A 25,730-nucleotide genomic window follows, 5' to 3' on the forward strand; every position below is an offset into this window, starting at 1 on the left:
CCTTGGATCTGCCTTATCGTGTGAAGGCACTGATAACTTGCTCGGTTTGTTCCGGATTCAGCCGCGGATCGCACAAGGTCTCGTACGTGGACGAGAGGAGATCGGATTCTACGACTCCTGCACCGGTGCACTCGGTTACATGGTGCGAAGCGGTCTCCAGATGTAGGCCGGAAGGGCGAGCTCCGCTGGCGTCGAACGACGTGCAGAACTGTTGTACCTCGGAGATCGCATCCGCTAGACGTCGAGTTTTCACGCCGTTCGAAGCTGACAGTGTGTTCCCGTGGAGAGGATCGCACAGCCAGATCGGATTGTGGCCGGCGTTCTGGACAGCTCGTACGAGTGCGGGAAGTACGGACTCCACTGTGCCGTTTCCCAACCTCGCTATCAGTGTCAACCGTCCCGAAATTCTGTCGGGATCGATCGAGTGGCACAGTGCGACGATGCTCTCGGCAGTTGTCTCAGGGCCTATCTTGATTCCGACCGGGTTGGCGACGGATGCCATCAACGCTACGTGAGCCGAGTCGAGGGACCGAGTGCGATTTCCGATCCACGGCACATGTGTAGACGTGAGATACCTTATACCTTTGTTGTTTTCGCGAATTTGGGGGCGTTCGTAGTCCAGGACCAGTGCTTCGTGGCTGGACCAGGGACCCATGGTGTCGTGGCCGGTGCCTCGCCGCACCTCGGCGAGGTGGTCGATGGCATGTCGACTGGCGTTGCGTACCGAAACCATACGGAGTGGGTCATGGGCTCTACCGCTCACCGTCGCATCAGGGGAATTGATCAATTCGCCTTTGAAAGACGGTAATTCGACGTTGCCGATCATTTCTGTCGGATTGGTTCTCGGTTTTGCGAATTGGCCACCGATTCTGCCGATGCCCACCACAGGTACAGCAGCCGAGCCGCCCAGCTTCCGACTCATGAGTGCGAGAAAGTCTGTCTTGCGAAGATGGTGGGCGGCTGAGTCTTCAGCTAGATTCTCAGCGCAGTCACCGATCTGGAGTACGTGTGCTCCTCCGTTCGCAACCTGTTCGAGTTGGCGATACAGCTCGTCGAAGTCCTCGATCCGGACCAGAGGTTTGTGAGTCGAAAGCTCTGATACCGCGTGAACACGATCCGGATGAGTGTCCCAATCGGGCTGTTGGGAGATGCTGTGTTCATCTCGGACGTAGCTGCGGGTCGAGTCGGTCATGTCTGGTCCCAGTGCGACCCGGGGATCAAGCCTTCGATCTCGACGAGAAGGTCGTCTCTGCACACCGCGACATTGAGGTATTTGACGTCGACATCGACGCCGAGCCGAGCGGTGACCACAGATTTCACTTCGGGCGCGTCGATCTCGTTCTTGACGTAGACCTTGACTCTGCGCAGATCATCCAGCCGGAATTCGGACGCGCGCCCCACGGATGCAAGGTTTTCGGATCCGATCAGCTCGGCGATGTTGTCCAACACCGTTGCGGTTTGCAACCCTACGTTGTCACGATGGACTGTTTCGTGGCCGATGATGCTTGCAGTCCCGGACACGAACAGCGTCTCGTCGACTTCGTCCGCCGTTTCGCTTTTTCCGGCATGCTCGAGAAGTGTGGCTCTTGCGAAACTAGGAGACTCGGGGCCGTAGGCCTTCGGATACCGGTATGCGGGAACTTGGCGCTTGTTTTCGAGGTCGATCGGCTTTCCATTTCGGGCGGCCAGGAAGCAGATGGAAATTCCACGGGCGCGCGTGCCTATACCCGTTGCTGCCGGCATCCGACCGGTACCGTCCCCGTACGACTTGAATGCTTCTGATCGTCCGGAAACGAAGTCCCGATATATTTCCATTCCCTGTGAATTTTTTTCGACTATCCCGCCGACAAAATTCCACATTCGAAAGATGTTTTGATAGTTGTATTCGGCAATCAGGCGAAAGGCCTGCTCGTACACAGATCGTGTTGCATTCGCGTATTCGCCGGCTTCCGGTATTCGAGCTACGCAGAAGAAGTATTCGCCGTCGTAGGAATACGCCAGATCTCCGGATGTGCCACAGGTCACTGACCGATTTGTGATCCAGGTTTCGGTGAATGAATCGAACCCGTCCGATGACATGGGTATATCCAGAATTGGTGCGCCTGTTGCCGACTCTCGCAGGCCGGAGTCACCGCCGAATACTATTTGGCCTAGAACTTCCCCGTCGAATGACCGTGAATTCGCGGGTGAATCGATTTCGTGAAAGGTGGAAATCAAGGAATTTTTCATTTTCGTGCACCCCCGTTTATTCGGTGCGATTCGTTTCTTTTCAAAAGTAACACAGATGCGGAACTCTGAATGTTGACGGGGGGTTAACAGCGCGATTCACGCCTGTGCTGAAGGTATTGCGCCACATTCCGATGTTCACGTAACGAGCGGGTAATGTCAAAGATCGTGTTCATGACTCAATTCATGTCATTTCATCGACCTCCGCGTTCAATGTCTAGGACTGTCGCGGCAACGGGTGATTTCGGCGGGCTTTGCGGATGACCCGTCGAGCCTCCGCGTCGGTGGACACCGACGGCGGTGAGCCGTCGAGCGGTTTGCGGGCGGTTTCGGGAATGAGCAGTACGGCGAGTCCGCCGATCACCGCCGCGATCATCATGTACACCGGTGCGACCAGATGGCTGCCCGTGGAACTCTCCAGAGCGGTCAGGACCAGGGGAGTGGTGCCGCCGAAGATCGACACCGCAAGGTTGTAACCGATTGCCAACCCGCCGTACCGAATCCCGGTCGGAAACAAGGCCGGGAGTACGGACGGGAATACGCCCACGAACAGCAGAAGCAGGCCGCCGAGAATTGCGAGACCGAGAAAGATCGTGACGTAGCTCCCCATGCCGATCAGCAGATAGGCGGGTAGTGACAAGACGAAGAAGCCGATGAATCCGCTGAGTAGTAACGGTTTACGGCCGATGCGATCTGACAGCTTGCCGACGAAGCTGATGCCCACCATCATCACGAGCATGACGACGATCATGAGAACGAGGCCATGTGACTCGTCGTATCCGAGCGTGGTGCTCAGGTAGGTGGGCATGTAACTCAGCAGGCCGTAGTGGGCGACGTTGTACGTCGCCACGAGCACTATGCACAGAACGAGTGGACGCCAGTTCTCCACCAGAGTTTCGCGCAGTTTATTTCCGGTGGATTCAGCTGCGAGAGAGCGATTCTCGACCTGCTCCATCTTCTGGAACGCGGGCGTCTCCTCGAGGCGAAGTCGCAGGTACAGCCCGATAAGTCCCAGAGGGCCGGCGACGATGAACGGTATGCGCCAACCCCACTGCAGCAGGTCTTCTTCACTGAGGACGGTCTGGATGATCGTGACGAGTCCGGCCGCAGCCACGTATCCGGCCAGAGTGCCGAATTCGAGGAAGCTGGCGAAGAAGCCGCGACGCTTGTCCGGCGCGTACTCGGCGACGAATGTACTGGCCCCGCCGTACTCGCCGCCGGTGGAGAAGCCTTGCATCAATCGCAGGAGTACCAGCAGGACGGGGGCGAGAATGCCGATCGACTCGTAACTGGGCACGAGACCTATCGCGAAGGTACTGCCTGCCATCATGATTATGGTGGTGGCCAGCACTTTCTTGCGGCCGATCCGGTCGCCCAGCGGTCCGAAGAACAAGCCGCCGATCGGTCGGACTACGAAGGCGGCGGCGAAGATGGCGAAAGTGGACAGAAGCTGAGCGCTGCCGCTCGCATCCGGAAAGAACACTTTGCCGATGGTGGTGGCCAGATAGGCGTAGACGCCGAAATCGAACCATTCCATGGCATTTCCGAGCATGGTGGCCTTGACAGCCCTTGTGACAGACGCGGCGTCGGTGACACAGACGTCGGGTGACTGCGCGACCTCGTCGGCGCTGATCGAATTGTGTGGTGTGCTCATGAAGTGCGCTCCCCAACGCAATCATCGAACCGAGCGGGGCACGCACCTGATGCACGCATCTTTTCGTTGCCCACCCGCCGATGTGCCGGTCGGGAACATGTGACCGCGATGCCCTGTGGCTCGAGACGACCCCCGTCGTCCGGCTCTGGCCCGCGGCAGTGCCCGGAGCCCTGAGAGGCTCCGGACTGCCGGCAAGTAAGACGCCAACGCTACCAAAGGTGGGAGCGGAAAACGATTGTCGTCCTAGAAAGCGCGCGCGTACTGCGCCGGAACCTGCGTCCCCACGGCGGCGTCGAGTTCGCGAGCGGCGCGTCGTGGCCAGTAGGGGTCGCGCAGTAACTCGCGGCCGAGGAGCACTGCCGTCGCGCTGCCGTCCTCGACGATCTTCTCGGCTTGCTCCGGTTCGGTAATCAGCCCTACCGCAGCCGCCGGGAGCAGGCTCTCGTTCTGCACCCGCCGCGCGAACGGCACCTGGTAGCCGGGCTCGACCGGAACAGACGCGGCAGCGGAGTTTCCGCCACTGGAGACGTCGATCAGATCGACTCCGTAATCGGCGAGGATGTTGGCGAGGGCCACGCTCTGATCGACCGTCCAGCTGTCGACGTCGAGTCCGCGCTCCTCCGTCAGCCAGTCGGTGGCGGACAGACGGACGAACAGCGGTAACTCGGCGGGCCACACCTCACGGACCGCAGTGAGGATGTCGAGGAGCAGCCGAATCCGGTTGTCGAAGCTGCCGCCGTACTGATCGGTGCGCTTGTTGCTCTCCGGCGAAAGGAATTGGTGAACCAGATAACCGTGTGCGGCATGAATCTCGATGACCTTGAACTCCGCCTGAAGGGCGCGGGTGGCTGCCGCAGCGAAATCCGCGACGATCCCGGCAATGGCTTCGATGCTCAGTTCGGAAGGTGCGGTGAGTTCGCCGAACGGAACTGCACTGGGCGCAACCGTCGGCCACGACAGGCGGTCGTCGGCGTCCAGGCTCTTGCCGCCGCGCCACGGCACCTGCGTCGAGGCCTTCCGGCCGGCATGTGCGAGCTGGATCCCCGGAACTGCACCGAAGTACTGGATCTGCGCGACGATCTCCGCGAACGCGCGGGCCTGGGTTTCGTTCCACAACCCGAGATCGGCTGCACTGATCCGACCTTCCGGGCTCACGGCCGTGGCCTCGGCGATGATCAACCCCGCGCCGCCGATCGCCCGGCTCACCAGATGCGTTCGATGCCACTCGTTGGGCACTCCCACCTGGTCGCCGATCACGTCGGCCGAGTACTGGCACATCGGTGCCATCCACACACGATTGGGAAAGGTGACACCACGGAGGGTTAGGGGCTCGAACAGCACACTCACTTGCAGGCTCCTGACATGAACTCGAATAGGGCGATCGCCCCAACTGCAACACCGCTGCGGGCGAATCATTCCCCGCGGTGATTCGAATGCGACAGGCACCGGCCGGGCGAGCAGTACAGGTGCCCGGAGCGCCGTCGGGGGTGCCTCGTCGAGGAAAACGGTGTCCGCGCGACGGCTCATGCGCTCTCGTTCGTCACCCAGCGGTTCTCTCACGGAACCGCCGGTGGTTAATGTGTATTCATGACTGCTGTAGCACCTGGAGCGGAAACCGCCGGAGCACCTGGAGTGGAAACCGCCGGCTCGGACGCATCCGACACCAAATCCGTGGTCCACGACGCCGCTCGCCGGGCGCGCACGGCTTCACGTGTTCTCGCTCTGCTCACCACCGCGCAGAAAGACGCTGCACTACACGCTGCAGCCGATGCGATTCTCGCCGCCACCGGCCGGATTCTCGAGGCCAACGCCGTGGACATTGGCACCGCGAAGGCAGCGGGCACCGAGGAATCGCTGCTCGATCGACTTCGGCTGACGGCGCCGCGCATCGAAGGAATCGCGTCCGGCTTGCGTCAGGTTGCCGGACTGCCAGACCCCATCGGTGAGGTGTTGCGCGGATCGACGTTGCCCAACGGTCTGGAACTGCGTCAACAGCGGGTACCTCTCGGCGTCGTCGGAATGGTCTACGAGGCTCGCCCCAACGTCACCGTCGACGCATTCGGCCTGACCCTCAAATCGGGAAATGCTGCGCTGCTTCGTGGTTCGTCGTCCGCAGTCAAATCCAACGAAGCTCTGGTGACGGCTTTGCGCGCGTCGCTGGCCGCACAGGAGCTCCCCGAGGACGCGGTCCAGTTGCTGCCCAGCGCGGACCGATCGACGGTCACCCACCTCATCCAGGCCCGTGGTCTGGTCGACGTCGTCATCCCGCGCGGCGGAGCCGGCCTCATCAACGCAGTCGTTCGGGATGCGACGGTCCCCACCATCGAAACCGGCGTCGGAAACTGCCACGTGTACGTGCACTCGTCCGCCGACCTGCTGATGGCCGAGAAGATCGTGATCAACGCCAAGACCCGTCGTCCCAGTGTGTGCAACACCGCCGAGACGATCCTGATCGACAAGGCCATCGCCGAGACCGCTGTGCCACAACTGCTGCAGGCGCTGCAGATGCACGACGTCGTCGTACACGGTGATCTGGCCGGGCTGGTTCCCGCGACGGAGGAGGACTGGTCGAAGGAATATCTCACCCTCGACGTCGCGCTCAAAGTCGTCGAGAATCTGGATGCGGCAGTAGAACACATCGATCGGTACGGCACCGGCCACACCGAAGCCATCGTGACCGGCGATCTGGCCGCCGCCCGCGAGTTCACCGCTCGTGTCGACGCGGCAGCGGTCATGGTCAACGCATCTACCGCCTTCACCGACGGCGAGCAATTCGGTTTCGGAGCCGAGATCGGCATCTCCACCCAGAAGCTGCATGCTCGCGGGCCGATGGGGTTGTCGGAACTGACGTCCACCAAATGGATCGTCTGGGGCGACGGGCACACCCGACCCTGATCGCTCGTCCGGACTTGCACCACCTTTGAAGGAGAATCCCGTGGACCGAGCTCTTCCCGACACGACACCCCTGTTCGCGAGCGTCGACGACGTGTCCGCTCGACTGGCCGAGACCGGCTACTTGGCGGACAAAGGCACAGCCACGGCGGTGTTCCTTGCCGATCGACTCGGTAAACCTCTGCTCATCGAGGGCCCGGCCGGCGTGGGAAAGACGGAACTGGCCCGTGCCGTCGCCCAGACCACCGGCGCCGAGTTGGTGCGCCTGCAGTGCTACGAGGGCGTCGACGAGGCGCGTGCGCTGTACGAGTGGAACCATGCGAAGCAAATTCTGCGGATTCAGTCGGCCGGGTCGAGCGAGAACAGTTGGGATTCGACCAAGGCGGACGTGTTCTCGGAGGAGTTCTTGCTCTCGCGGCCGTTGCTCAAGGCGATCCGGCGCGAGGATCCGACGGTTCTGCTGATCGACGAGACCGACAAGGCCGATGTCGAGATCGAGGGGCTCCTCCTCGAAGTGCTCAGCGACTTCGCGGTCACCATTCCCGAACTGGGAACCATCACCGCCACCCGCAAACCGTTCACGGTGCTGACGTCCAACGCCACCCGCGAGCTGTCCGAGGCGCTCAAGCGTCGCTGCCTGTTCCTGCACCTGGATTTCCCCGACGCCGATCTCGAGCGCCGCATCCTCGCCAGTCGCGTCCCGGAACTACCCGAGGCGATCGCCGAACAGTTGGTCAACACGATTCGGGTGCTGCGCGGAATGCAGCTCAAGAAGGTGCCGTCGGTCTCGGAAACCATCGACTGGGGACGTACCCTTCTGGCTCTGGGTATGGACACCCTCGACGACGATGCCGTGCGAGCCACCCTCGGCGTCATCCTCAAACACCAGTCCGATCAGGTGCGGGCCACCGCCGAACTCCGGTTGAACTGAGGTCTGCCATGACTCTCGCGGGATCGACACCGTCGGCATCGGGTGGCCCGGCCGCCCCGTACGGCCTGCCCGGTCACCTCGTGGACTTCGTCGAGGCCCTCCGGCGGCGCGGCATCATGGTCGGACCGTCCGAGACCGTCGACGCCGGCCGGGTGATGTCGGTTCTCGACCTGCTGGACCGAGAGTCGCTGCGTGAAGGTCTCGCGTGTTCGCTACTGCGTCGGCCCACTCACCGAGCGACGTTCGACGCGGTCTTCGACCTCTGGTTTCCCCGAGCGACGGGTGAACGGGATTCGGCCGGTGTCGATCTCACGTTGCCACGCAAGCCCGACGGCACGGTGGACATGCAGGCGTTGCGCGAGCTGATCGCCGAACTGTTGGCCGACGGCAGCGACGAGTCCATGAATCTGACCGAATTGCTCACCGCGGCGATGGTCGAGGAGCTCGGGCAGTACCAGTCCAACAACGGCCCGTCCTTCTCCGCCTACCAGGCACTTCGGGACGTGGCTCCGGAAACTCTGCTGAACAAGATCTTGCAGGGAATGCTCGGCAACCAGAACGGTGGAGCCGAAGGCAAGGACAATTCCGACTACCAGTCGGAGGTGGCCAAGCGCACTGCCGCGCAGCGTATCGCGGACTTCCGCAAGATGGTCGAGAAGGAAACGCGTCGACGCACGGCCGAAAACCTCGGCAAGGAGCGCGTCGCGACCTATTCGGTCCCGAAACTGGCGGAAGAGGTCGACTTCCTGCGCGCATCGGACGCCGAACTGACGACCCTCAAGAAGAACGTGGCGCCGCTCGCCCGACTACTGGCGAGCCGGTTGGCCGTTCGCCGTAGCCGCAGCCGAGCAGGTTCTATCGACCTGCGTCGCACATTGCGGAAATCGATGTCCACCGGCGGCGTCCCGATCGACCTGGTGCAGCGCAAGCCGAAGCGGGCTCGCCCTGAGCTCGTCGTCATGTGTGACGTGTCAGGATCGGTGGCCGGATTCAGCCACTTCACGCTGCTTCTGGTGAACGCGCTGCGAGAGCAGTTCTCGCGGGTGCGAGTGTTCGCGTTCATCGACACCACCGACGAGGTCACCCGGTTCTTCGACTCCAACGCCGATCTGGGTTCCGCGATGTCGCGAATGGTGCGCGAAGCCGAACTGATCACCTATGACGGCCACTCCGATTACGGTCATGCGTTCGGTGTCTTCCAGGAGAAGTTCGCGCAGTCCATCACCAGTCGCACCTCGCTGCTGGTACTCGGGGACGGGCGGAACAACTACCGAGATCCCAACCTCGGTTCACTCGCGCACATGGTGGCCGTCGCCAAGCACGCGCACTGGCTCAATCCCGAACCGAAGGGACAGTGGGGAACGGGTGACTCCGCGGCCAAGGTGTACAACGAGGTCATCAGCATGCACGAGTGCCGCTCCGCGTCACAGTTGGCGGAGGTCGTATCCGGCCTTCTCCCGGTCTGAGCACGTAAGCTGCTCTCTCGTGCAGAAGGGACAAGCGGTGCGACGTGCTCGACGACTCGGTGTGATGGGCGGCACATTCGATCCTATTCATCACGGTCACCTGGTGGCGGCCAGCGAGGTCGCCGACCGATTCGATCTGGACGAAGTGATCTTCGTCCCCACGGGTCGGCCGTGGCAGAAGCAGGGCAAGGGTGTCAGCCCCGCCGAGGACAGGTACCTCATGACGGTGATCGCCACCGCCTCCAACCCGCGGTTTTCCGTCTCCCGGGTAGACGTCGACCGCGAGAAGGTCACCTACACCGTCGACACCCTGCGTGATCTCAAGGCGTACCACCCGGACGCCGAACTTTTCTTCATCACCGGTGCCGATGCGCTGGCCAGCATCCTTTCCTGGCAAGATTGGGAAGAGTTGTTCGCACTGGCGAAGTTCGTCGGAGTGTCCCGCCCGGGTTTCGATCTCAACACCGAACACCTGGCAGGGCACCTCGCGGCCATGCCCGCCGATGCGGTCACGTTGATAGAGATTCCCGCCCTTGCCATTTCGTCGACAGAGTGTCGGCGGCGGGCAAGCGACGACCGCCCGGTCTGGTACCTGGTACCCGACGGGGTGGTGCAGTACATCTCGAAGCGGAATCTGTATCGACCTGTCGACGCGGAACGCCGGGACGGAGCGACGACGGTGTCGGAGCCCGCACCGGGCGCCGCCGACGCGAAACAGAAGCAAGACCTGAAGACGAAACTGGAGAACATCGAGTGAGTGCAACAACCGAAGCCATCGACATGGCACGCATCGCGGCCCTGGCAGCCGACGAGAAGCTGGCCACCGAAGTGGTGGTGCTCGATGTGTCCGAGCAACTGGTCATCACGGACTGCTTCGTGATCGCCTCGGCGACCAACGAGCGTCAGGTGAACTCGATCGTCGAGAACATCGAAGACCGCCTGCGCGAAGCCGGCCACAAGCCGGTCCGCCGTGAAGGCACCCGTGAAGGCCGGTGGGCGTTGCTCGACTACGCCGACATCGTCGTCCACGTCCAGCACGACGAGGAGCGCAACTTCTACGCCCTCGATCGCCTGTGGAAGGACTGCCCCACGGTGACCGTCGACGGCCTCGGCCAGAACCAGCCCGGACCGGTGGACGCGCACACCGTCTTCGATACCGACACGGTTTCCGAGCCGGACGCCCAGAACTCGGACGCCCAGAACTCGGACGCCCAGAACTCGGACGCGCAGGAGCCGTCACTGTGACAACCTCGGCGCCCAGCAGGGCGTCGGGTACCGGGGCCGTCCGTCGACTGATCTTGCTGCGTCACGGACAGACCGAGTACAACGCCGACAGCCGGATGCAGGGGCAACTCGACACCGATCTGTCGGAGCTCGGCCGGACACAGGCGAAGGTTGCCGGACAGATCATCGGTGACAGAGGGCCGCTGACCGTCGTCTCCTCGGACCTGCGACGGGCGTATTTCACCGCGGTTGCGGTCGGTGACGTGGCCGGGCTTCCGGTCCTCACCGACACGCGGCTGCGTGAAACGCACCTCGGTCAGTGGCAGGGCTTGACCCACCACGACGTCGATGCACTGGCACCAGGTGCCCGGGGTGCCTGGCGCGGCGATGCGACACTCGCCCCGCCGGGCGGTGAGAGCCGTGTCGACGTGGCACGGCGCAGCGTGCCGGTTGTCAGCGAACTGGTTCGCCGACACCCGGGCTGGGGCGAGGATCCCGTCGTCCTGGTGGCGCACGGCGGTTTGATCGCCGCGTTGACCGCTGCGCTACTCGATCTGCCGGTCGACAGATGGGCAGTGTTCGGCGGGTTGGGAAATACCAGCTGGGCGCAGCTCAGCGGGCATGGCCCCGCCGAATCCGTTCAATGGCGGCTCGACGTGTGGAATGCCTCGGCGAGCGTTGCCCATGACATCCTCTGACACATCTGTCCAACCCGACTCGGCGGGGCGTTCTGTCTCGGTGCGGCGGCGGCCGGTGCTACTGGTGCTGGCCGACTCGCTGTCCTACTTCGGACCCAAGGGCGGACTGGCGGCCGATCATCCGCAGATCTGGCCGAACATCGTTGCGGCCGAACTCGACTGGGACGTCGAGCTGGTTGCCCGGATCGGCTGGACCTGCCGGGACGCATGGTGGGCGCTGACACAGGACCCCCGGGTCTGGGCAGCGGTCCCGAAGGCAGGTGCTGTCGTCTTCGCCGTCGGGGGGATGGACTCGTTGCCGTCGCCGCTGCCGACCGCGCTGCGCGAGACCATTCGCTATGTGCGACCACCAGCCTTGCGTCGAGCTGTTCGTGAGGGTTACCAGTGGTTACAGCCACGGCTCGCGCCACTGGGCCGCCCCGTCGCGCTGCCGCCGCGGCTGAGTGTGGATTACCTCGAAAGTTCACGAGATGCGCTGGCGTACATGCGCCCCGAGCTGCCCGTCATCGCGACCTTGCCTTCGGTTCATCGCAGTGCGGCGTATGCGAATGTCCACAGTGGCCGCCCGGCGGCCGCCGCGGCGATCACCGCCTGGGCGAACGACAAGCAGATTCCCGTCGTCGACCTGGCCGAAGCAGTACGAGACGACATCTGCTCTGCGAACGCCAATCCCGACGGAATCCACTGGGGGTGGGCCGGTCATGGCGCTGTGGCTGCCGCGATGATCGCCGCGATCCGCGCCGCCGCGCCGGAACCGGTGGACGCATCCCCGAGTGATGCGGGCTGACGCGATGTCGGTCATGGTGGTCACCGATTCGGCGGCATGCGTGCCGGCTGAGGTCGCGGCAGCATGCAGGCTGCACGTGGTGCCGCTTCACGTGCTCCGGGACGGGTGGGATCTTCGTGAGGGCATCGACGGCATGCCGGACGACCTGGGCGGAGTGACCACCGCCGGCGCCACCCCGGCGGAACTGTCACAGGCCTACGCTCAGGCGCTGGACCTCAGCGCCGGCGACGGTGTCGTTGCTGTCCATATTTCACGGCAACTGTCCGGTACCTGGGAAGCCGGCCGGTCTGCGGCCGAAGAGTTCGCCGGATCTGTCCGGGTGGTCGATTCGCGTTCGGCTGCCATGGGTCTGGGATACTCGGCGCTCGAAGCTGCCCGACTCGCCGAACGCGGCGCGTCTCTCGACGCCGTTTACGAGCGCGCCGTCGCAGTCGCCGACCGTGGCCGCTGCCTCATCGTCGTCGACAAACTCGAACAACTGCGCCGGGGTGGTCGGATTGGCACCGCAACGGCATTATTGGGCACCGCTCTGGCGATGAAACCGCTGCTGCACCTGGTGGACGGCAAACTGGTGCTCAAAGACAAGACCCGCACTACCACCAAAGCCCTTGCCCGACTGGTGGACACCGCGGTGGCGAAGGCCGGTTCGAGTCGCGTAGCCGTTGCCGTGCATCACATGCGAGCGCGCGAGCGGGCCGATGACGTCGCCGAACAGTTGGCCGAACGCATTCCGGATGTGGCCGAGTCGACGGTGTCCGAATTCAGCGCAGTGATCGGGGCTCACGTGGGGATAGGCGCGATCGGTGTGGTCGTGTGTCCGCTCGACGCCGTCGACGTGTAACAGTCGCCCGCAGCGGTGAGCATCGCACACTGTCTGGCCGCGCAGCGGTTTCTCGCTGATCCACACGGCGAGGTGTTCTCGAGTCCACAGGTTTTCTCGGGATCGCAGTTGTCCACGAGCACGCAGTTGTCCTCGAGTATGCAGTTGTCCACAGGCGAGAACTCTTCCGATGCTCTGATCGAGGTGCTCGCTACCGTCCCTTCATGCGGATCAGCGAGGAGCGAGAGCGAACTCGAGATCGTCTGACGGCGATGAGTGGTGAACGACGGCCCGCCCACGGGCGGGCCGTCGAATCCGACCGCTCCCACGACGGCCGGGGCGATGACCATGACGACATCGACGTCGACATCGACGTCGACATCGACGAGTACGACGACTTCGCCGACAGCCGTCCAGGCCGTCACGACGATCTCGACGTACCGAATCGACCCCGGTGGCTCGATGACGGCGGCGAGTACGAGCGCGGTTCGTATCGGTCGGGCCTGCACGAATACGACCCGTACGACGACGGATCGGCAAGTCGGAGCCCTCGATCGGATCTGATACCGGAGCATTGGCGAGGCATGCGATGGCGACCGAATCGGACCGGCGTGATAGCGCTGATGGTGGTCGCCGTGGTTGCTGTGGCAATCGGGCTCTTTGCCGTGTGGTGGGATTCACCTACCGTGCAATCGGTTCCGCCGATCCCGGTCCCGACCAACGTTGCCGTGATCGATACTTCCGGCGCAGCGGCGCCCAGCAGTGTGCCGGTCGCCGCGATCGAGCGAGTGGTGGTCAGTGTGGTCGGTTGGGTCGTCACTCCCGGCCTTGTCGACCTTCCGGCAGGCTCGAGGGTGGCGGACGCGCTCGGCGCGGCAGGCGGGGTTCTCGACGGTGGCGACACCATCGCGCTGAACCTGGCCCAGAAGCTCACCGACGGCGATCAGATCGTGGTCGGTCGAATCGGTGAAATGCCCAGTTCCTCCACGGGCGGTGAGGCAACGCCGTCCAGTGCCGGCGCGCCGACCGGAGGCACAGCGGGCGGACTCGTCAACCTCAATACCGCCACCGAGCAGGAATTGGATGGATTGCCGGGCGTCGGGCCGGTGACAGCCGGTGCGATCGTCGCGTGGCGCTCGGCAAACGGGAAGTTCACGGATGTGGAGCAATTGGGGGAGATCGACGGAATAGGTCCGGCTCGATTGGCGAAGCTGCGCACGTTGGTCTCGGTGTGAGCGAGGACAGCGAGAGAACGGTACTCGACGCGCGAGTACTGCCGGCGGCCCTGGCGGCCTGGGCGGCCACCGTGTCGGCCGTGTTGTTCGGAACCGCTGCCGCATGGATTCTCGCTGCGACACTGGCGGCGTCGGCAATGGTTGTCCTACTCGTATTCCGTGGATCGTGGTCTCGGATTGTGCTGGTGGCATTGGTATTCGGAATCGGATTCAGTGTGGTAGGTGCGTGGCGAACGGCCGAGACCGTCGATCATCCGTTGCGCATCGCTGCAAAAGAGACGGCGTGGGCGACCGTCGAGGTGGCGCCCGTCGAGGACCCACACGCCGTCGGTGGAGCGAATCCCGGACATATGGTCTTCCGGGCGACTCTACGATCGGCGACGATCGGCGGGCAAACGGTCTCCGGTGGCGGCCAGGTGACCGTGCGCGGTCCGGGGTGGGCGTTTGCCGATCTGCTTCCGGGCCAAAGCGTGACGGTGCGGGGCAAGGTCGGACTGCCGTGGCGCAACGATCTCACGTTGGCGGTGATCACGTCCGAGGGCGAACCGGTGAAAGTCGGTGACCCACCCTGGTATCAGCGTTGGGCCGCAGCTGTCAGGGATCGCTTCGCGGCAGTGTGCGCTGCTGCCTTGCCTGAACGGCAGGCCGGTCTGCTTCCCGGTCTGGTGGTGGGGGATACATCGGGACTGTCGCCGCAAGTGAAGGAGAACTTCAAGGTCGCCGGGCTCACGCACCTGACTGCGGTCTCGGGGGCGAACATCAGCATCCTGCTCGGGGCTGTTCTGTTGGTGGTGCGGGCTGCGGCGCTGAGTCCGAAAGTGGGTGCGGTACTTGCATTGACGGCGTTGGCAGCGTTCGTGATCATCGCCCGCCCGTCGCCGAGCGTCCTCCGGGCGTCGGTGATGGGTGCGATCGGATTGCTGAGTTTGGTCACCGGTCGGCGCAAGCAAGCACTTCCAGCTCTCGCGGTAGCGGTGGTCGGCCTCATCACCGTGATGCCGGAGCTGGCTGTGGACTGGGGCTTCGCGCTCTCGGTCGCAGCCACCGGTGCGCTCGTCTTGATAGCGCCGGTATGGGTGGGCGGCTTGTGTCGATGGGGGTGGCCTCGATGGCTTGCCGAGATCGTCGCAGTATCGTGCGCAGCCTTCGTGGTGACCGTGCCGCTGATGGCGGCGATGACGGGCACCTTCAGTGTGGTGACGGTGGCAGCGAACATGGCGGTGGCGCCGGTGATCGGCGTTATCACCGTGATCGGCGCTCTGGTAGCGCTGTGCGCAGTGTTTTCGACGACGGCCGCAACGGCGGTCGCCTTCGCGGTCAGAGCACCGATGTGGTGGCTACTCGAGGTATCTGAACGCTCGGCCGCAGTCCCCGGTGCCACCGTCTCGGTTCCGTCGGGCGCAACGGGTGCGGCAGTCACGGCAGGGGTAGTACTCGCTGCTGTTGCACTGTTACGCTTCAGGATTGCCCGACGCGCGGTAGCCGGAATCGTCGCCTGCGCAATTCTGACATTTCTCGTCCACCATGTTTTCGGGCGCGACCGAATTCCGTCCGGATGGGCGTTGGTGATGTGTGACGTCGGCCAGGGTGACGGTGTGGTTCTGGCGGCCGGTGACGGACGGGTGGTGGTCGTCGACGCGGGACCGGATCCTGCGTCGATGGATCGATGTCTCGGCAGATTGGGTGTGCGGGACATCGCGCTGGTGGTCATCAGTCATTTTCACGCCGATCACATCGCCGGACTGGCCGCGGTTCTGCACGGGCGCTCGGTCGGAGCGGTAGGCGTGGGACCTATGTTGTTGCCGGAAAACGGATTCAACGAGGTCATGGCCGCCGCGCAGGCGTACGGAGTTCCAGTCCTGGGCCTCGAGGCCGGAAATCGGTTCTCTTTCGGGACAGTGCAACTGGACGTTCTCGGTCCGCTACTTCCGGTTCCACGGCTACCCGGCAGCGGTGAAGCCCGGGCAAATGATCAGTCCGTGGTGATGATGGCACGCACTCCGGCCGGTCGAATCCTGCTCACCGGGGACAGTGAAACCGCCGGAGAAGAAGCGATCCTGAGATCTGGGATCGACGTACGAGCGGACGTTCTCAAACTGCCACATCACGGATCTCGGACGACGTCGACGGCGTTCCTTCGCGCAGTCAACCCTCGGCTGACTTTGATCAGTTGTGGCCGCGGCAACACGTTCGGGCATCCGCATCCCGAGATCCTCGAAGACCTGACGACACTGGGAAGCGCCGTCTCGCGGACCGACCTCGACGGAACGGTCGCCGTCTACGGGCAGGCAGGCGGATCCGTGTCGGTGGTGTCGACAGGACGTGGGAACGTCTTCGGGTAAGTGACGTCTTGGGGTAAGTATTGCGATCTCGGTTCACCCTCTGCGGCAGGCTCCTGGTTCCAGTTCATCCCGTGGGCACGGCTGTCCGGTGCCGGCCTCCAGAACGACTGTCGTTTCAGGACTGTTCCGGTTTTGGTCTTCGGATCGAAGATCTCCAGAATCGAGTGTTGGAAGCTTCGACGGAATGTGTGTCCTCGAGTGCGGCCCGGATCTGCTCGAGTTCCTTGTTGCCGCCGCCGAGGTTCCGTCGACGGGTGTATCCGGCCCATCTTCGACAGAGCCCGTCGGCTCCCCCCGACGCCGAGCGTGGTGTCCTGCGCCAGCTCGTGGACCTCGGGTTGGGTTGCGCCTGAACTTTGTCGTACAAGCGAGGTAGACGTTTCGCCCGATACGGTGATCGAGTGTGGCGATCAGAGGTTTGGCGTACCCCGGTGTGAAGGGGAGTGGCGTCAATCGATAGCCGTAGTTGTTCAGGAGCTCGGGGACGATCGGGGTCACGTCGTGAAATCCACCGAAGGTGAACTATCGATACCGGTACGGCTGGTACTGGGCGACAGCGAGCAGATATGCGCAGTTGCCCATGTTGTTGCGCGCCTGAGCGCTGCGACAGCGACTCAGGTTCAACCACATTGCGCAGTCCCGTAAGTAGCAGATCCCAAGTCTTCGCGTCGCCCACGCCATCTCGAATGTTGAACGTGATCTTCGTCAGGCCCGGCCCCGACAACTTCATGAAGTCCGTGAGCTTGATCGATGTGTCCTCTGCATGTGCCGAAAATGTCACGGGCGAGACACCGGTCCAGGTTGGTGACGGCCGTCCAGTTCGGTGAGCCTTGTTGGTACGGTCGGAATCGAGGTAGGCGACTGCGCTCGGATCAGTTCACCGCGTGATCTTCTGATTCGAAACCACGAGGATCGAGAAGACTCGCACGCATCGACGGATGTGCCCACATGTCCCCGGCGGCTACGGTCGGGGTGACGGGTCCGTATCTCGCGTGTCGGCGGGACGTGGGAACATCTTCGGGTGAGCACACCGAACGGCGTCGAACCACTGCACCTGGTACTCGGAGACGACGAGTTCCTGATCGACCGAACGGTGTCCTCCCTCATCCGGTCGGTGCGTGGCGATCGTGGGCAGGGTATCTCCGACCTCCCCGTCACCAAGATGCGTGCGGGAGACACCAATGCGCCCGAACTCGCCGAACTTCTCAGTCCGTCGCTGTTCGCCGAGGATCGGGTCATAGTGCTGGAGTCGGCGGCCGAGGCCGGCAAGGACGCCGTCGCGCTGGTGCTCGACGCGGCTCGTGAACCGGCCGAGGGTGTTGTGCTCATCGTCGTGCATTCCGGCGGTGGCCGCGCCAAAGCACTGGCACCGGCTTTGGAAAAGCTCGGCGCCATGGTGCACCAGTGCGGCAAGCTCGGGAAAGGCCAGCTTGTCGACTTCGTGCGTAGCGAGTTCAAGGCAGCAAAGGTGACCGTCGCGCCCGATGCCATAGCGGCGGTCATCGAGAGCGTCGGATCCAACCTTCGTGAACTGGCGTCGGCTTGCTCACAGTTGGCAGCGGACACCGGCGGCAAGATCGACGTCGACGCCGTGCACCAGTATTACTCCGGCCGTGCCGAAGTATCCGGATTCGACGTAGCGGACAAGGTGATCGTCGGCGATACCCGCGGCGCACTCGAAGCCCTGCGGTGGTCCGATCAGATCGGAACACCGCACGTCCTGCTCGCCGATGCGCTCGCCGATGCAGTGCACACCATCGCGAAAGTAGGCCCGGTCGCTCGCGGCGGCGACCCGTTCCGCCTGGCGTCGGAGCTGGGGATGCCGCCGTGGAAGGTCAAGAAGGCCGTCAAAGAGGTGAACGGCTGGGATCCGACATCCATCGGCGCAGCCATGAAGATAGTTGCCACTCTCAATGCCGACGTCAAAGGAGCTGCGGTCGATTCGTCGTTCGCTCTGGAAATGGCCGTCCGCAACGTGTGCGCACTGCGCCGGAACTGACTCCTCGGCGTGGTGCGCGGTAGGACTCACCTCGGCGCGCTCACATCGTGAACGAACGATAGCCACCCGGTCTTTCGACCGTGTGGCTATCGAATTACGCACTCGTCGACGGAGATCGCCGGGGAGTGAACGTCAGAGCTTGTTGGCAACCTGCGCGAGCGCAGACTTCTTGTTGGCAGCCTGGTTGGCGTGGATAACGCCCTTGCTTGCTGCCTTGTCGAGCTTGCGGCTGGTGGCGACGAGGAGCTCGCTGGCCTTGTCCTTGTCACCGGCTGCCGCAGCCTCGCGGAACGAACGAATCGCGGTACGCAGCGAGGACTTCACCGACTGGTTACGGAGTCGGGCCGCCTCGTTGGTACGGATTCGCTTCACCTGGGACTTGATGTTGGCCACGCGTAAAATCCTTGTCGTCTTTAGCTGGTTACGGTCGAGAAAGCTGTGGGCGCACTGATGCACCGACTGGGAAGATTACCAGCCGGGGGCCCATTACCCCAAACCGTCGCACGATGCGTCCGTCGGAGAGCGTACACGGACGCGGCGGCGTGCCGTCCAAGATTGCCGGGTCGGCACGGTCTGCGCTGCCGGGTCGGCACTGTATACGTTGCCGGGTCGGCACTGTCCGTGCTGCCGAATCGGCGCTTGTGTAGCAGCATGATCGCGTATGACGCCGCCATCGAAAAGTGCGAGTTCTTCACGGTCGGCTTCGAGCCGGGCGCGACCGTCCACGGTGTTCGACGGTTATTCGGACATCGGCCGTTACGAGTTGGCGTTCGACGAGATGTTCGAGCCGGACGGTACTGTCCGCGGGCCGTACAGGGGTGTGTACAAGGCATTGGCACCGACCTCGAGTGCTGATCTCGCCGCGCGCGCCGACGCGCTCGGTCGAGCGTTCATCGATCAGGGTGTGACGTTCTCGCTCTCCGGTCAGGAACGGCCGTTTCCGCTCGACCTTGTTCCCCGGGTGATCGCCGCTGCCGAGTGGGCAAGGCTGGAGAAGGGGATCAAACAGCGGGTCAAGGCATTGGAGCTGTTCCTTGCCGACATCTACGGCGAACAGCGGATTCTGCGCGATCATGTTCTGCCACGACGGCTGGTGACGTCGTGTGAACACTTTCATCGCGAAGCGACAGGTATCGTGCCGCCGAACGGGGTACGCATTCACGTTGCGGGCATCGATCTGGTGCGTGACGAGGCCGGGGAGTTCCGGGTGCTCGAGGACAATCTGCGATCGCCGTCCGGGGTGTCGTACGTGATGGAGAACCGACGCACGATGACGCGGGTGTTTCCCGATCTGTTCATGTCTCACAAGGTTCGCGCCGTCGGTGACTACGCGACGCATCTGCTGCGCGCGCTGCGCGCAGGTGCTGCCCTCAACGAGGCGGATCCTACTGTCGTGGTTCTCACGCCCGGAGTGGCGAACTCCGCGTACTTCGAGCACTCGTTACTGGCTCGCCAGATGGGTGTGGAACTCGTCGAGGGTCGTGATCTGTTCTGCCGGGACAACGTCGTCTACATGCGTACCACCGAAGGGGAACGTCAGGTCGACGTCATCTACCGGCGGATCGACGACGAATACCTCGACCCCATGCATTTTCGTCCCGATTCGATTCTCGGTGTGGCCGGGCTGTTGAACGCGGCGCGGGCCGGCAACGTGGTGATCTCGAGCGCTGTCGGAAACGGGGTCGGTGACGACAAACTCGTCTACACGTACGTCCCACAGATCATCGACTACTACCTCGGTGAGAAACCACTGTTGCAGAACGTGGACACGTTCCGGTGCTGGCTCGACGACGAATGTGAGGAGGTCCTCGACCGGGTGGCCGAGTTGGTGATCAAACCGGTCGAGGGTTCGGGTGGTTACGGAATCGTCTTCGGCCCGGACGCGAGCCCCAAGGAACTGGCCGCGATCAGACGCAAGATCAAGGCCGATCCACGTGGCTGGATCGCGCAACCTCTGGTGCAGCTGTCGACGGTTCCGACCAAGATCGACGACGTCCTCTCGCCGCGGCACGTCGATCTGCGACCGTTCGCCGTCAACGACGGCGAGGACGTGTGGATATTGCCGGGCGGGCTCACCCGCGTAGCTCTGCCCGAGGGCTCGCTCGTGGTCAATTCGAGCCAGGGTGGCGGAAGCAAGGACACCTGGGTGCTGGCGAGTCGTACCTCGGCGGAAGACCCGGAGTTGTCGGGTGAGGAGCTGGTCGGCGAGCCACCGGAATCCGCCGAGCCGGTCCAGGGGCCGGAACTGACCAATTCGCAGCAACAACAACAGCAGTGAACGGAGCGTGATCTCACGATGCTTGCTCGTAACGCAGAGTCGCTCTACTGGATCGGGCGTTACGTCGAACGCGCCGACGACACCGCCCGCATTCTCGACGTCGCCGTCCATCAACTTCTCGAGGACGCCACCGTGGACCCGGACCGCACGTCCCGGCTGCTTCTTCGGGTGCTCGGGATCGAAGCACCCGAAGGCAAGTTGGACGTTCGCTCGTTGACCGATCTGGTGGCATTCAGCCGCAATCAGGTGGGCTCGATCGTCGATTCGCTCGCCAGCGCCCGTGAGAACGCCCGCGGTGCGCGTGAGGTCACCTCCAGTGAGATGTGGGAGTGCCTGAACACCACGTACAACGGCCTGGCCGAACGTGAGCGTGCGTCACGACGGTTGGGGCCGCACGAATTCTTCCGTTACGTCGAGGAGCGGGCCGCGATGTTCGCCGGGCTGGCCGATTCCACGCTGAGTCGAGACGACGGCTACCGGTTCCTGTTGCTGGGGCGCTCGATCGAGAGGGTCGACATGATCGTGCGCATGCTTCTCGCCCGTGCGGGTGACCGACCCTCGTCACCGGCGTGGGTGTCGGTACTGCGTTCGGCCGGTGCGCACGACACGTATCTGCGCACGTATCGCGGGGCACTCGATGCGAATCGGGTCGTCGAATTCATTCTGCTGGACCGCCTGTTTCCGCGTTCGGTGTTCCACTCCATCCGGCAGGCGGAGAAGTGTCTCGAGGAGCTGGACCCGCAGCCGGGCAGTCGGGTCGGTATTCGCGCGGAAGCCCCTCGTCTGCTCGGTCGAGCCCGGAGCGAACTCGAGTTCTTGCCACCGGGAGTACTGCTCGAGGATTTGCAGGGGCGATTGATCGGGTGGCAGGAGACGTGCCGGGAGTTGGGAGATGCCATCGCCCTGCAGTATTTCCATGCCGCACCGTGGGTGGCCTGGACGGACGCCGGCGCCGACTACGTGGACACGACCGGGGAGGAATTGTTATGAGCTGGCGGATGAGGGTGGTGCACACCACCGGTTATGCCTATGACGCACCGGTGACGTCGTCGTACAACGAGGCGCGGTTGACGCCGCGTGGTGACGGCAGACAGACGGTTATTCTGACGCGCGTCGACACGCAGCCGGCAACGCGTGCGTACCGGTACACCGACTATTGGGGCACGGCCGTGACGGCGTTCGATCTGCACGCGCCGCATACCGAACTGGAAGTCACCGGGCTTTCCGTTGTGGAAACCGAACCTTTTGCCGATCCGGAAGAAAAAGTGGATTGGGGCGAATTGGTCGGCGAGGCGGTTCGGGATCGGTTCAACGAACAGTTGAGTTTCACCAGATATGTTCCGGCTGATCGAAAACTTGCTGCGATCGCGAAGGAATTACGAAAAGGCCGAAATCCCGACGAGGCCGTAGTGGCGGTATCCGAATGGGTGTATGGAGAAATGTCGTACGTGCCCGGAACCACCGGGGTGCACACGTCGGCGGTGGAAGCGTGGGAAGCCAGAGAGGGAGTCTGTCAGGACTACGCGCACCTGACCCTGGTACTTCTACGCACCATGGGTATTCCCTGCCGCTACGTCTCCGGATATCTTCACCCGCAACGTGATGCGAGTATCGGGGACACCGTGGTCGGTGAATCGCACGCGTGGATCGAGGCGTGGACCGGAGCGTGGTGGGGATACGACCCGACGAACTCGACAGCAGTGAACGAACAGCACGTGTCGGTAGGGATTGGACGGGACTATTCGGATGTTCCGCCGTTGAAGGGTATTTATTCCGGTGGGAGATCCACGGATCTCGATGTTGTTGTGGAGATCACTCGTCTTGCGTAAAGTCCGGAAAATCTACTCGACCGATCACCACTGTTGAATCACGAGAAGAAGGCGGGAATATGTCTCCAACTGCACAAGAATTAACCGAGATCGAGCCGATCTCGGATATCAAGAAGTATGTGGCCGAAGCGGTGGGAACATTTGTTCTGGTGTTCTCCGCGGTCGGTACTGCAGTATTCGCCGGTGCCAAAGTCGGAAATCTCGGTGTAGCGCTGGCCTTCGGATTGACCCTTCTCTTCCTCGTCTACGCCATCGGGCCGATTTCGGGTTGCCACGTCAATCCCGCGGTGACGGTCGGCCAGTTCGTCATCGGTCGTATTTCAGCGGTGAATGCCGGGATCTACATCGTCGCCCAGGTCATCGGCGGCTTGATCGCGGGTGTCGTCATCTTCGCGGTGGCCAACAGCCTTCCGGCGTACGACCGAGCGATCAACGGTCTGGGCGCCAACGGGTGGGGCGCGCACAGTCCGTCCGCCGAAACCGACACTTTCGGTCAGGTGGTTTCGGACGGCTACGGTATCGGCGCTGTCATGATCATCGAGATCCTGCTGACCGCGCTGTTGGTCTTCGTCGTCCTGGCCTCCACCGACCAGATCTCCGACGTCCCACTTGCCGGTATCTCGATCGGCTTCACACTGACCGTCATCCACCTGATCTCGATCCCGATCGACAACACCTCCGTCAATCCGGCACGCAGCCTCGGTGTCGCGTTCTTCCAGGACGGTGCCGCTGCCCAGGTCTGGCTGTTCATCGTCTTCCCGCTCATCGGCGGGGCGTTGGGCGCACTGATCTACCGGGCGCTGTTCGGGCGCTTCGATCGGCTCGAGAGCTGAGCAGTTCTGCCCACGTCGTCGGGCCGGCTTCAGCTCCAGCTGAAGTCGGCCCGAAGTTTTGCCGCGACGGTTTCGAACTTGTCGCGATCCATGACGGCGCCCTCACGCCTGATGCCGGTCTCGGGGACGTCGAGGACTCGATCAAGCCGGATCCAGCTGGGGCGGCCTTCCGAATCCCACGGTCCCGAACCGATCGCCAGCCAGTCTCGCTCACCGTCCCGTCTGCGCTGTGACGACAACATCAGTCCCAGCAGAGTCGCGCCGTCTCGTCCGACGACGAGGACCGGCCGATCCTTGCCCTGTGTCGGATCTTCCTCGTAGACCACCCAGGTCCAGACGATTTCGCCGGGATCGGCTTTCCCGTCCAGGTCGGGTGAGTACTCGATCTTGCGAGCTCGATGCGCGGACGGCGCGGTGAGGGTGGCGATCGGCCGTCCGGAGGGCTCGTTCGAGGGGGTTGCCGACTGCAGTCTGCGCAGCAGCGACGGCGCCGTCTCGACGGCTAATGCGCCGAGTGCGCGCCCGATCTGTTTCCACGTGCTTGCCATGCCGACCGAGCATAATCCTCCGACGTGCGTAGCCACTGGCACGACGAACGCGAGACTTGGATATCCTGAAGGTTGACAGTGGTCCGGATCCGGGCCGGTGCCGGTCCGACTAAGGGGTCTGAAATCAGCAGCTTCGCCGACAAGACGTTCACCGATCCTGCGCAGATCCGGAACTTCTGCATCATTGCGCACATCGACCACGGCAAGTCGACCCTCGCAGACCGTATGTTGCAGCTGACCGGAGTGGTCGAAGAGCGGGCCATGCGGGCGCAGTACCTGGACCGCATGGACATCGAGCGTGAACGTGGCATCACCATCAAGGCGCAGAACGTCCGGCTGCCCTGGACCGTCGACGGCGAGGAGTTCGTCCTCCACCTCATCGACACTCCCGGCCACGTCGACTTCACGTACGAGGTTTCACGCGCGCTCGAGGCCTGTGAGGGCGCCATCTTGCTGGTCGATGCGGCCCAGGGCATCGAGGCGCAGACGCTGGCGAACCTGTATCTGGCGATGGAGAAGGATCTCAAGATCATTCCCGTCCTCAACAAGATCGACCTTCCCGCCGCCGATCCGGACCGGTACGCCGAGGAGATCGCCCACATCACCGGCTGTGAACCTGGGGACGTACTGCGGGTATCCGGCAAGACCGGGGTGGGCGTCAAGGAGTTGCTCGACGAGGTCATCAAACAGATTCCGGCGCCCGTCGGCGACGCCGACGGGCCGGCTCGCGCCATGATCTTCGACTCCGTCTACGACGCCTACCGGGGTGTGGTCACGTACGTGCGTGTGGTCGACGGGAAGATCCGTCCCCGCGAGAAGATCACCATGATGTCCACCGGCACCACCCACGAACTGCTCGAGGTCGGCATCATCTCGCCCGAGCCCAAGGCCAGCGTCGGTCTGGGTGTCGGCGAGGTCGGTTACCTCATCACCGGTGTCAAGGACGTGCGGCAGTCACGAGTCGGCGACACCGTCACCACCACCCGCAACGGGGCTACCGAGCCGCTCGTCGGCTACCGCGACCCCAAGCCGATGGTGTACTCGGGTCTGTACCCGATGGACGGGTCCGACTACCCGGTGCTGCGCGACGCCCTGGACAAGCTCCGTCTCAACGACGCCGCTCTGGCCTACGAGCCCGAGACGTCGGTAGCCCTGGGCTTCGGCTTCCGATGCGGCTTCCTCGGACTGCTGCACATGGAGATCACCCGCGATCGGCTCGAGCGTGAGTTCGGCCTCGAATTGATCTCGACGGCTCCCAACGTCGTCTACCGCGTCGTCATGGAGGACGCGTCCGAGGTGATCGTCACCAACCCGTCGTACTGGCCCGAGGGCAAAGTGCGTGAAGTGTACGAACCGGTGGCGAAGTGCACCGTCATCGCCCCGAGTGAGTACGTCGGCGCCATCATGGAGCTGTGTCAGTCCAGGCGGGGCGAACTCGGCGGCATGGACTACCTGTCCGAGACGCGCGTCGAATTGCGCTACGAGCTGCCCATGGGCGAGATCATGTTCGACTTCTTCGACGCGCTCAAGTCCCGTACCAAGGGCTACGCCAGCCTCGACTACGAGGAGGCAGGCGAGCAGCAGGCCGACCTGGTCAAGGTCGACATCCTGCTGCAGGGTGAGGCCGTCGACGCGTTCTCGTCGATCGTGCACCGCACCAACGCCGGTGCCTACGGCGGCCGGATGACGTCGAAGCTGCGTGAGCTGATCCCGCGTCAGCAGTTCGAGGTTCCGATCCAGGCTGCGATCGGTGCGAAGATCATCTCGCGTGAGAATATTCGCGCGATTCGCAAGGACGTTCTCGCCAAGTGCTACGGCGGCGACATCAGCCGTAAGCGCAAGCTGCTCGAGAAGCAGAAGGAAGGCAAGAAGCGGATGAAGACCATCGGTCGCGTCGAGGTACCGCAGGAAGCGTTCGTCGCCGCCCTGACGTCCGAGTCGGTCGGCGAGAAGCCGAAGAAGTAGGAG

Annotated in this window: 23 protein-coding genes; 17 read left to right on the plus strand and 6 right to left on the minus strand. The window is 63.2% G+C overall.

Features of this window, described 5'->3' with window-relative positions; translation table 11 throughout:
• Positions 1–13 precede the first annotated feature (13 nt).
• From ABH922_RS06600 to ABH922_RS06615, 4 genes are all read right to left on the minus strand, one after another.
• On the minus strand, positions 14–1,192 hold the full coding sequence (locus ABH922_RS06600; RefSeq protein WP_424806153.1) for a 3-deoxy-7-phosphoheptulonate synthase: 1,179 nt from the start codon (positions 1,190–1,192) through the stop codon (positions 14–16).
• Positions 1,189–2,229, minus strand: coding sequence for an FkbO/Hyg5 family chorismatase (locus ABH922_RS06605; RefSeq protein ID WP_424806154.1), 1,041 nt, complete (start codon positions 2,227–2,229; stop codon positions 1,189–1,191). The genes ABH922_RS06600 and ABH922_RS06605 overlap by 4 nt, the downstream gene beginning before the upstream one ends.
• A gap of 214 nt (positions 2,230–2,443) precedes the next feature.
• Positions 2,444–3,880 (minus strand): MFS transporter, encoded by a 1,437-nt coding sequence (locus ABH922_RS06610; protein WP_424806155.1) that lies wholly within the window; start codon positions 3,878–3,880, stop codon positions 2,444–2,446.
• A gap of 243 nt (positions 3,881–4,123) precedes the next feature.
• On the minus strand, positions 4,124–5,227 hold the full coding sequence (locus tag ABH922_RS06615; RefSeq protein ID WP_424806156.1) for an NADH:flavin oxidoreductase/NADH oxidase: 1,104 nt from the start codon (positions 5,225–5,227) through the stop codon (positions 4,124–4,126).
• A 240-nt stretch (positions 5,228–5,467) separates the two neighbouring features.
• Here ABH922_RS06615 and ABH922_RS06620 point away from each other — a divergent pair, with 240 nt between their 5' ends.
• From ABH922_RS06620 to holA, 12 genes are all read left to right on the plus strand, one after another.
• Positions 5,468–6,775, plus strand: coding sequence for a glutamate-5-semialdehyde dehydrogenase (locus tag ABH922_RS06620; RefSeq protein ID WP_424806157.1), 1,308 nt, complete (start codon positions 5,468–5,470; stop codon positions 6,773–6,775).
• 40 nt (positions 6,776–6,815) lie between these two features.
• Positions 6,816–7,703, plus strand: a complete 888-nt coding sequence (locus ABH922_RS06625; protein ID WP_424806158.1) for an AAA family ATPase — start codon at positions 6,816–6,818, stop codon at positions 7,701–7,703.
• Positions 7,704–7,711: 8 nt separating this feature from the next.
• Positions 7,712–9,169, plus strand: coding sequence for a vWA domain-containing protein (locus tag ABH922_RS06630; RefSeq protein ID WP_424806159.1), 1,458 nt, complete (start codon positions 7,712–7,714; stop codon positions 9,167–9,169).
• 64 nt (positions 9,170–9,233) lie between these two features.
• Positions 9,234–9,926 (plus strand): nicotinate-nucleotide adenylyltransferase, encoded by a 693-nt coding sequence (gene nadD, locus ABH922_RS06635; protein ID WP_424809588.1) that lies wholly within the window; start codon positions 9,234–9,236, stop codon positions 9,924–9,926.
• Positions 9,923–10,414 carry a ribosome silencing factor gene (rsfS, locus tag ABH922_RS06640; protein ID WP_424806160.1) on the plus strand — a complete coding sequence of 164 codons (492 nt, stop codon included), beginning with the start codon at positions 9,923–9,925 and terminating at the stop codon, positions 10,412–10,414. The genes nadD and rsfS overlap by 4 nt, the downstream gene beginning before the upstream one ends.
• A complete protein-coding gene (locus ABH922_RS06645) occupies positions 10,411–11,091 on the plus strand; it encodes a histidine phosphatase family protein (protein WP_424806161.1) in 681 nt (226 codons plus the stop codon). Before rsfS ends, ABH922_RS06645 begins: the two co-directional genes overlap by 4 nt.
• The gene (gene octT, locus ABH922_RS06650; protein WP_424806162.1) at positions 11,078–11,878 is read left to right on the plus strand and encodes a diglucosylglycerate octanoyltransferase; all 801 of its coding nucleotides are present in this window, start codon (positions 11,078–11,080) and stop codon (positions 11,876–11,878) included. Before ABH922_RS06645 ends, octT begins: the two co-directional genes overlap by 14 nt.
• Positions 11,879–11,882: 4 nt before the next feature.
• Positions 11,883–12,719 carry a DegV family protein gene (locus ABH922_RS06655; protein ID WP_424809589.1) on the plus strand — a complete coding sequence of 279 codons (837 nt, stop codon included), beginning with the start codon at positions 11,883–11,885 and terminating at the stop codon, positions 12,717–12,719.
• A 15-nt stretch (positions 12,720–12,734) separates the two neighbouring features.
• The gene (locus ABH922_RS06660; protein ID WP_424806163.1) at positions 12,735–12,965 is read left to right on the plus strand and encodes a hypothetical protein; all 231 of its coding nucleotides are present in this window, start codon (positions 12,735–12,737) and stop codon (positions 12,963–12,965) included.
• Positions 12,923–13,933, plus strand: a complete 1,011-nt coding sequence (locus tag ABH922_RS06665; RefSeq protein WP_424806164.1) for a helix-hairpin-helix domain-containing protein — start codon at positions 12,923–12,925, stop codon at positions 13,931–13,933. Before ABH922_RS06660 ends, ABH922_RS06665 begins: the two co-directional genes overlap by 43 nt.
• Complete coding sequence (locus ABH922_RS06670) at positions 13,930–16,275, plus strand: ComEC/Rec2 family competence protein (protein ID WP_424806165.1); 2,346 nt, start codon at positions 13,930–13,932, stop codon at positions 16,273–16,275. The genes ABH922_RS06665 and ABH922_RS06670 overlap by 4 nt, the downstream gene beginning before the upstream one ends.
• Before the next feature lie 1,021 nt (positions 16,276–17,296).
• A complete protein-coding gene (holA, locus tag ABH922_RS06675; protein ID WP_424806166.1) occupies positions 17,297–18,274 on the plus strand; it encodes a DNA polymerase III subunit delta in 978 nt (325 codons plus the stop codon).
• 132 nt (positions 18,275–18,406) lie between these two features.
• Here the strand turns inward: holA and rpsT are convergent, their stop codons facing one another.
• Positions 18,407–18,667 carry a 30S ribosomal protein S20 gene (gene rpsT, locus ABH922_RS06680; RefSeq protein ID WP_424806167.1) on the minus strand — a complete coding sequence of 87 codons (261 nt, stop codon included), beginning with the start codon at positions 18,665–18,667 and terminating at the stop codon, positions 18,407–18,409.
• Between the two features lie 268 nt (positions 18,668–18,935).
• Here rpsT and ABH922_RS06685 point away from each other — a divergent pair, with 268 nt between their 5' ends.
• From ABH922_RS06685 to ABH922_RS06700, 4 genes are read left to right on the plus strand one after another with little or no spacing between them, the layout of a single operon-like run.
• A complete protein-coding gene (locus ABH922_RS06685; RefSeq protein WP_424806168.1) occupies positions 18,936–20,552 on the plus strand; it encodes a circularly permuted type 2 ATP-grasp protein in 1,617 nt (538 codons plus the stop codon).
• Positions 20,553–20,570: 18 nt separating this feature from the next.
• Complete coding sequence (locus ABH922_RS06690) at positions 20,571–21,542, plus strand: alpha-E domain-containing protein (RefSeq protein WP_424806169.1); 972 nt, start codon at positions 20,571–20,573, stop codon at positions 21,540–21,542.
• The gene (locus ABH922_RS06695; protein ID WP_424806170.1) at positions 21,539–22,381 is read left to right on the plus strand and encodes a transglutaminase family protein; all 843 of its coding nucleotides are present in this window, start codon (positions 21,539–21,541) and stop codon (positions 22,379–22,381) included. Before ABH922_RS06690 ends, ABH922_RS06695 begins: the two co-directional genes overlap by 4 nt.
• 59 nt (positions 22,382–22,440) lie before the next feature.
• Entirely contained in the window at positions 22,441–23,214 is a 774-nt protein-coding gene (locus ABH922_RS06700; protein ID WP_424806171.1) for an aquaporin, read from the plus strand.
• Between the two features lie 29 nt (positions 23,215–23,243).
• On the opposite strand, the gene ABH922_RS06705 is transcribed toward ABH922_RS06700, so the two are convergent.
• Entirely contained in the window at positions 23,244–23,762 is a 519-nt protein-coding gene (locus ABH922_RS06705) for a type II toxin-antitoxin system PemK/MazF family toxin (RefSeq protein WP_424806172.1), read from the minus strand.
• A 72-nt stretch (positions 23,763–23,834) separates the two neighbouring features.
• Here ABH922_RS06705 and lepA point away from each other — a divergent pair, with 72 nt between their 5' ends.
• Entirely contained in the window at positions 23,835–25,727 is a 1,893-nt protein-coding gene (gene lepA, locus ABH922_RS06710; RefSeq protein WP_424806173.1) for a translation elongation factor 4, read from the plus strand.
• Positions 25,728–25,730 lie beyond the last annotated feature (3 nt).

This window comes from Rhodococcus sp. 27YEA15 (genome assembly GCF_049739425.1).
GTDB lineage: Bacteria > Actinomycetota > Actinomycetes > Mycobacteriales > Mycobacteriaceae > Rhodococcus_F.

Bases quoted from the DNA above. Each gene is read 5' to 3' on its own strand.
- ABH922_RS06600 (WP_424806153.1), bottom strand. From the start codon at position 1,192: ATGACCGACTCGACCCGCAGCTACGTCCGAGATGAACACAGCATCTCC.
- ABH922_RS06605 (WP_424806154.1), bottom strand. From the start codon at position 2,229: ATGAAAAATTCCTTGATTTCCACCTTTCACGAAATCGATTCACCCGCG.
- ABH922_RS06610 (WP_424806155.1), bottom strand. From the start codon at position 3,880: ATGAGCACACCACACAATTCGATCAGCGCCGACGAGGTCGCGCAGTCA.
- ABH922_RS06620 (WP_424806157.1), top strand. From the start codon at position 5,468: ATGACTGCTGTAGCACCTGGAGCGGAAACCGCCGGAGCACCTGGAGTG.
- ABH922_RS06630 (WP_424806159.1), top strand. From the start codon at position 7,712: ATGACTCTCGCGGGATCGACACCGTCGGCATCGGGTGGCCCGGCCGCC.
- nadD (WP_424809588.1), top strand. From the start codon at position 9,234: ATGGGCGGCACATTCGATCCTATTCATCACGGTCACCTGGTGGCGGCC.
- octT (WP_424806162.1), top strand. From the start codon at position 11,078: ATGACATCCTCTGACACATCTGTCCAACCCGACTCGGCGGGGCGTTCT.
- ABH922_RS06655 (WP_424809589.1), top strand. From the start codon at position 11,883: ATGTCGGTCATGGTGGTCACCGATTCGGCGGCATGCGTGCCGGCTGAG.
- ABH922_RS06665 (WP_424806164.1), top strand. From the start codon at position 12,923: ATGCGGATCAGCGAGGAGCGAGAGCGAACTCGAGATCGTCTGACGGCG.
- ABH922_RS06685 (WP_424806168.1), top strand. From the start codon at position 18,936: ATGACGCCGCCATCGAAAAGTGCGAGTTCTTCACGGTCGGCTTCGAGC.
- ABH922_RS06690 (WP_424806169.1), top strand. From the start codon at position 20,571: ATGCTTGCTCGTAACGCAGAGTCGCTCTACTGGATCGGGCGTTACGTC.
- ABH922_RS06695 (WP_424806170.1), top strand. From the start codon at position 21,539: ATGAGCTGGCGGATGAGGGTGGTGCACACCACCGGTTATGCCTATGAC.
- ABH922_RS06700 (WP_424806171.1), top strand. From the start codon at position 22,441: ATGTCTCCAACTGCACAAGAATTAACCGAGATCGAGCCGATCTCGGAT.
- ABH922_RS06705 (WP_424806172.1), bottom strand. From the start codon at position 23,762: ATGGCAAGCACGTGGAAACAGATCGGGCGCGCACTCGGCGCATTAGCC.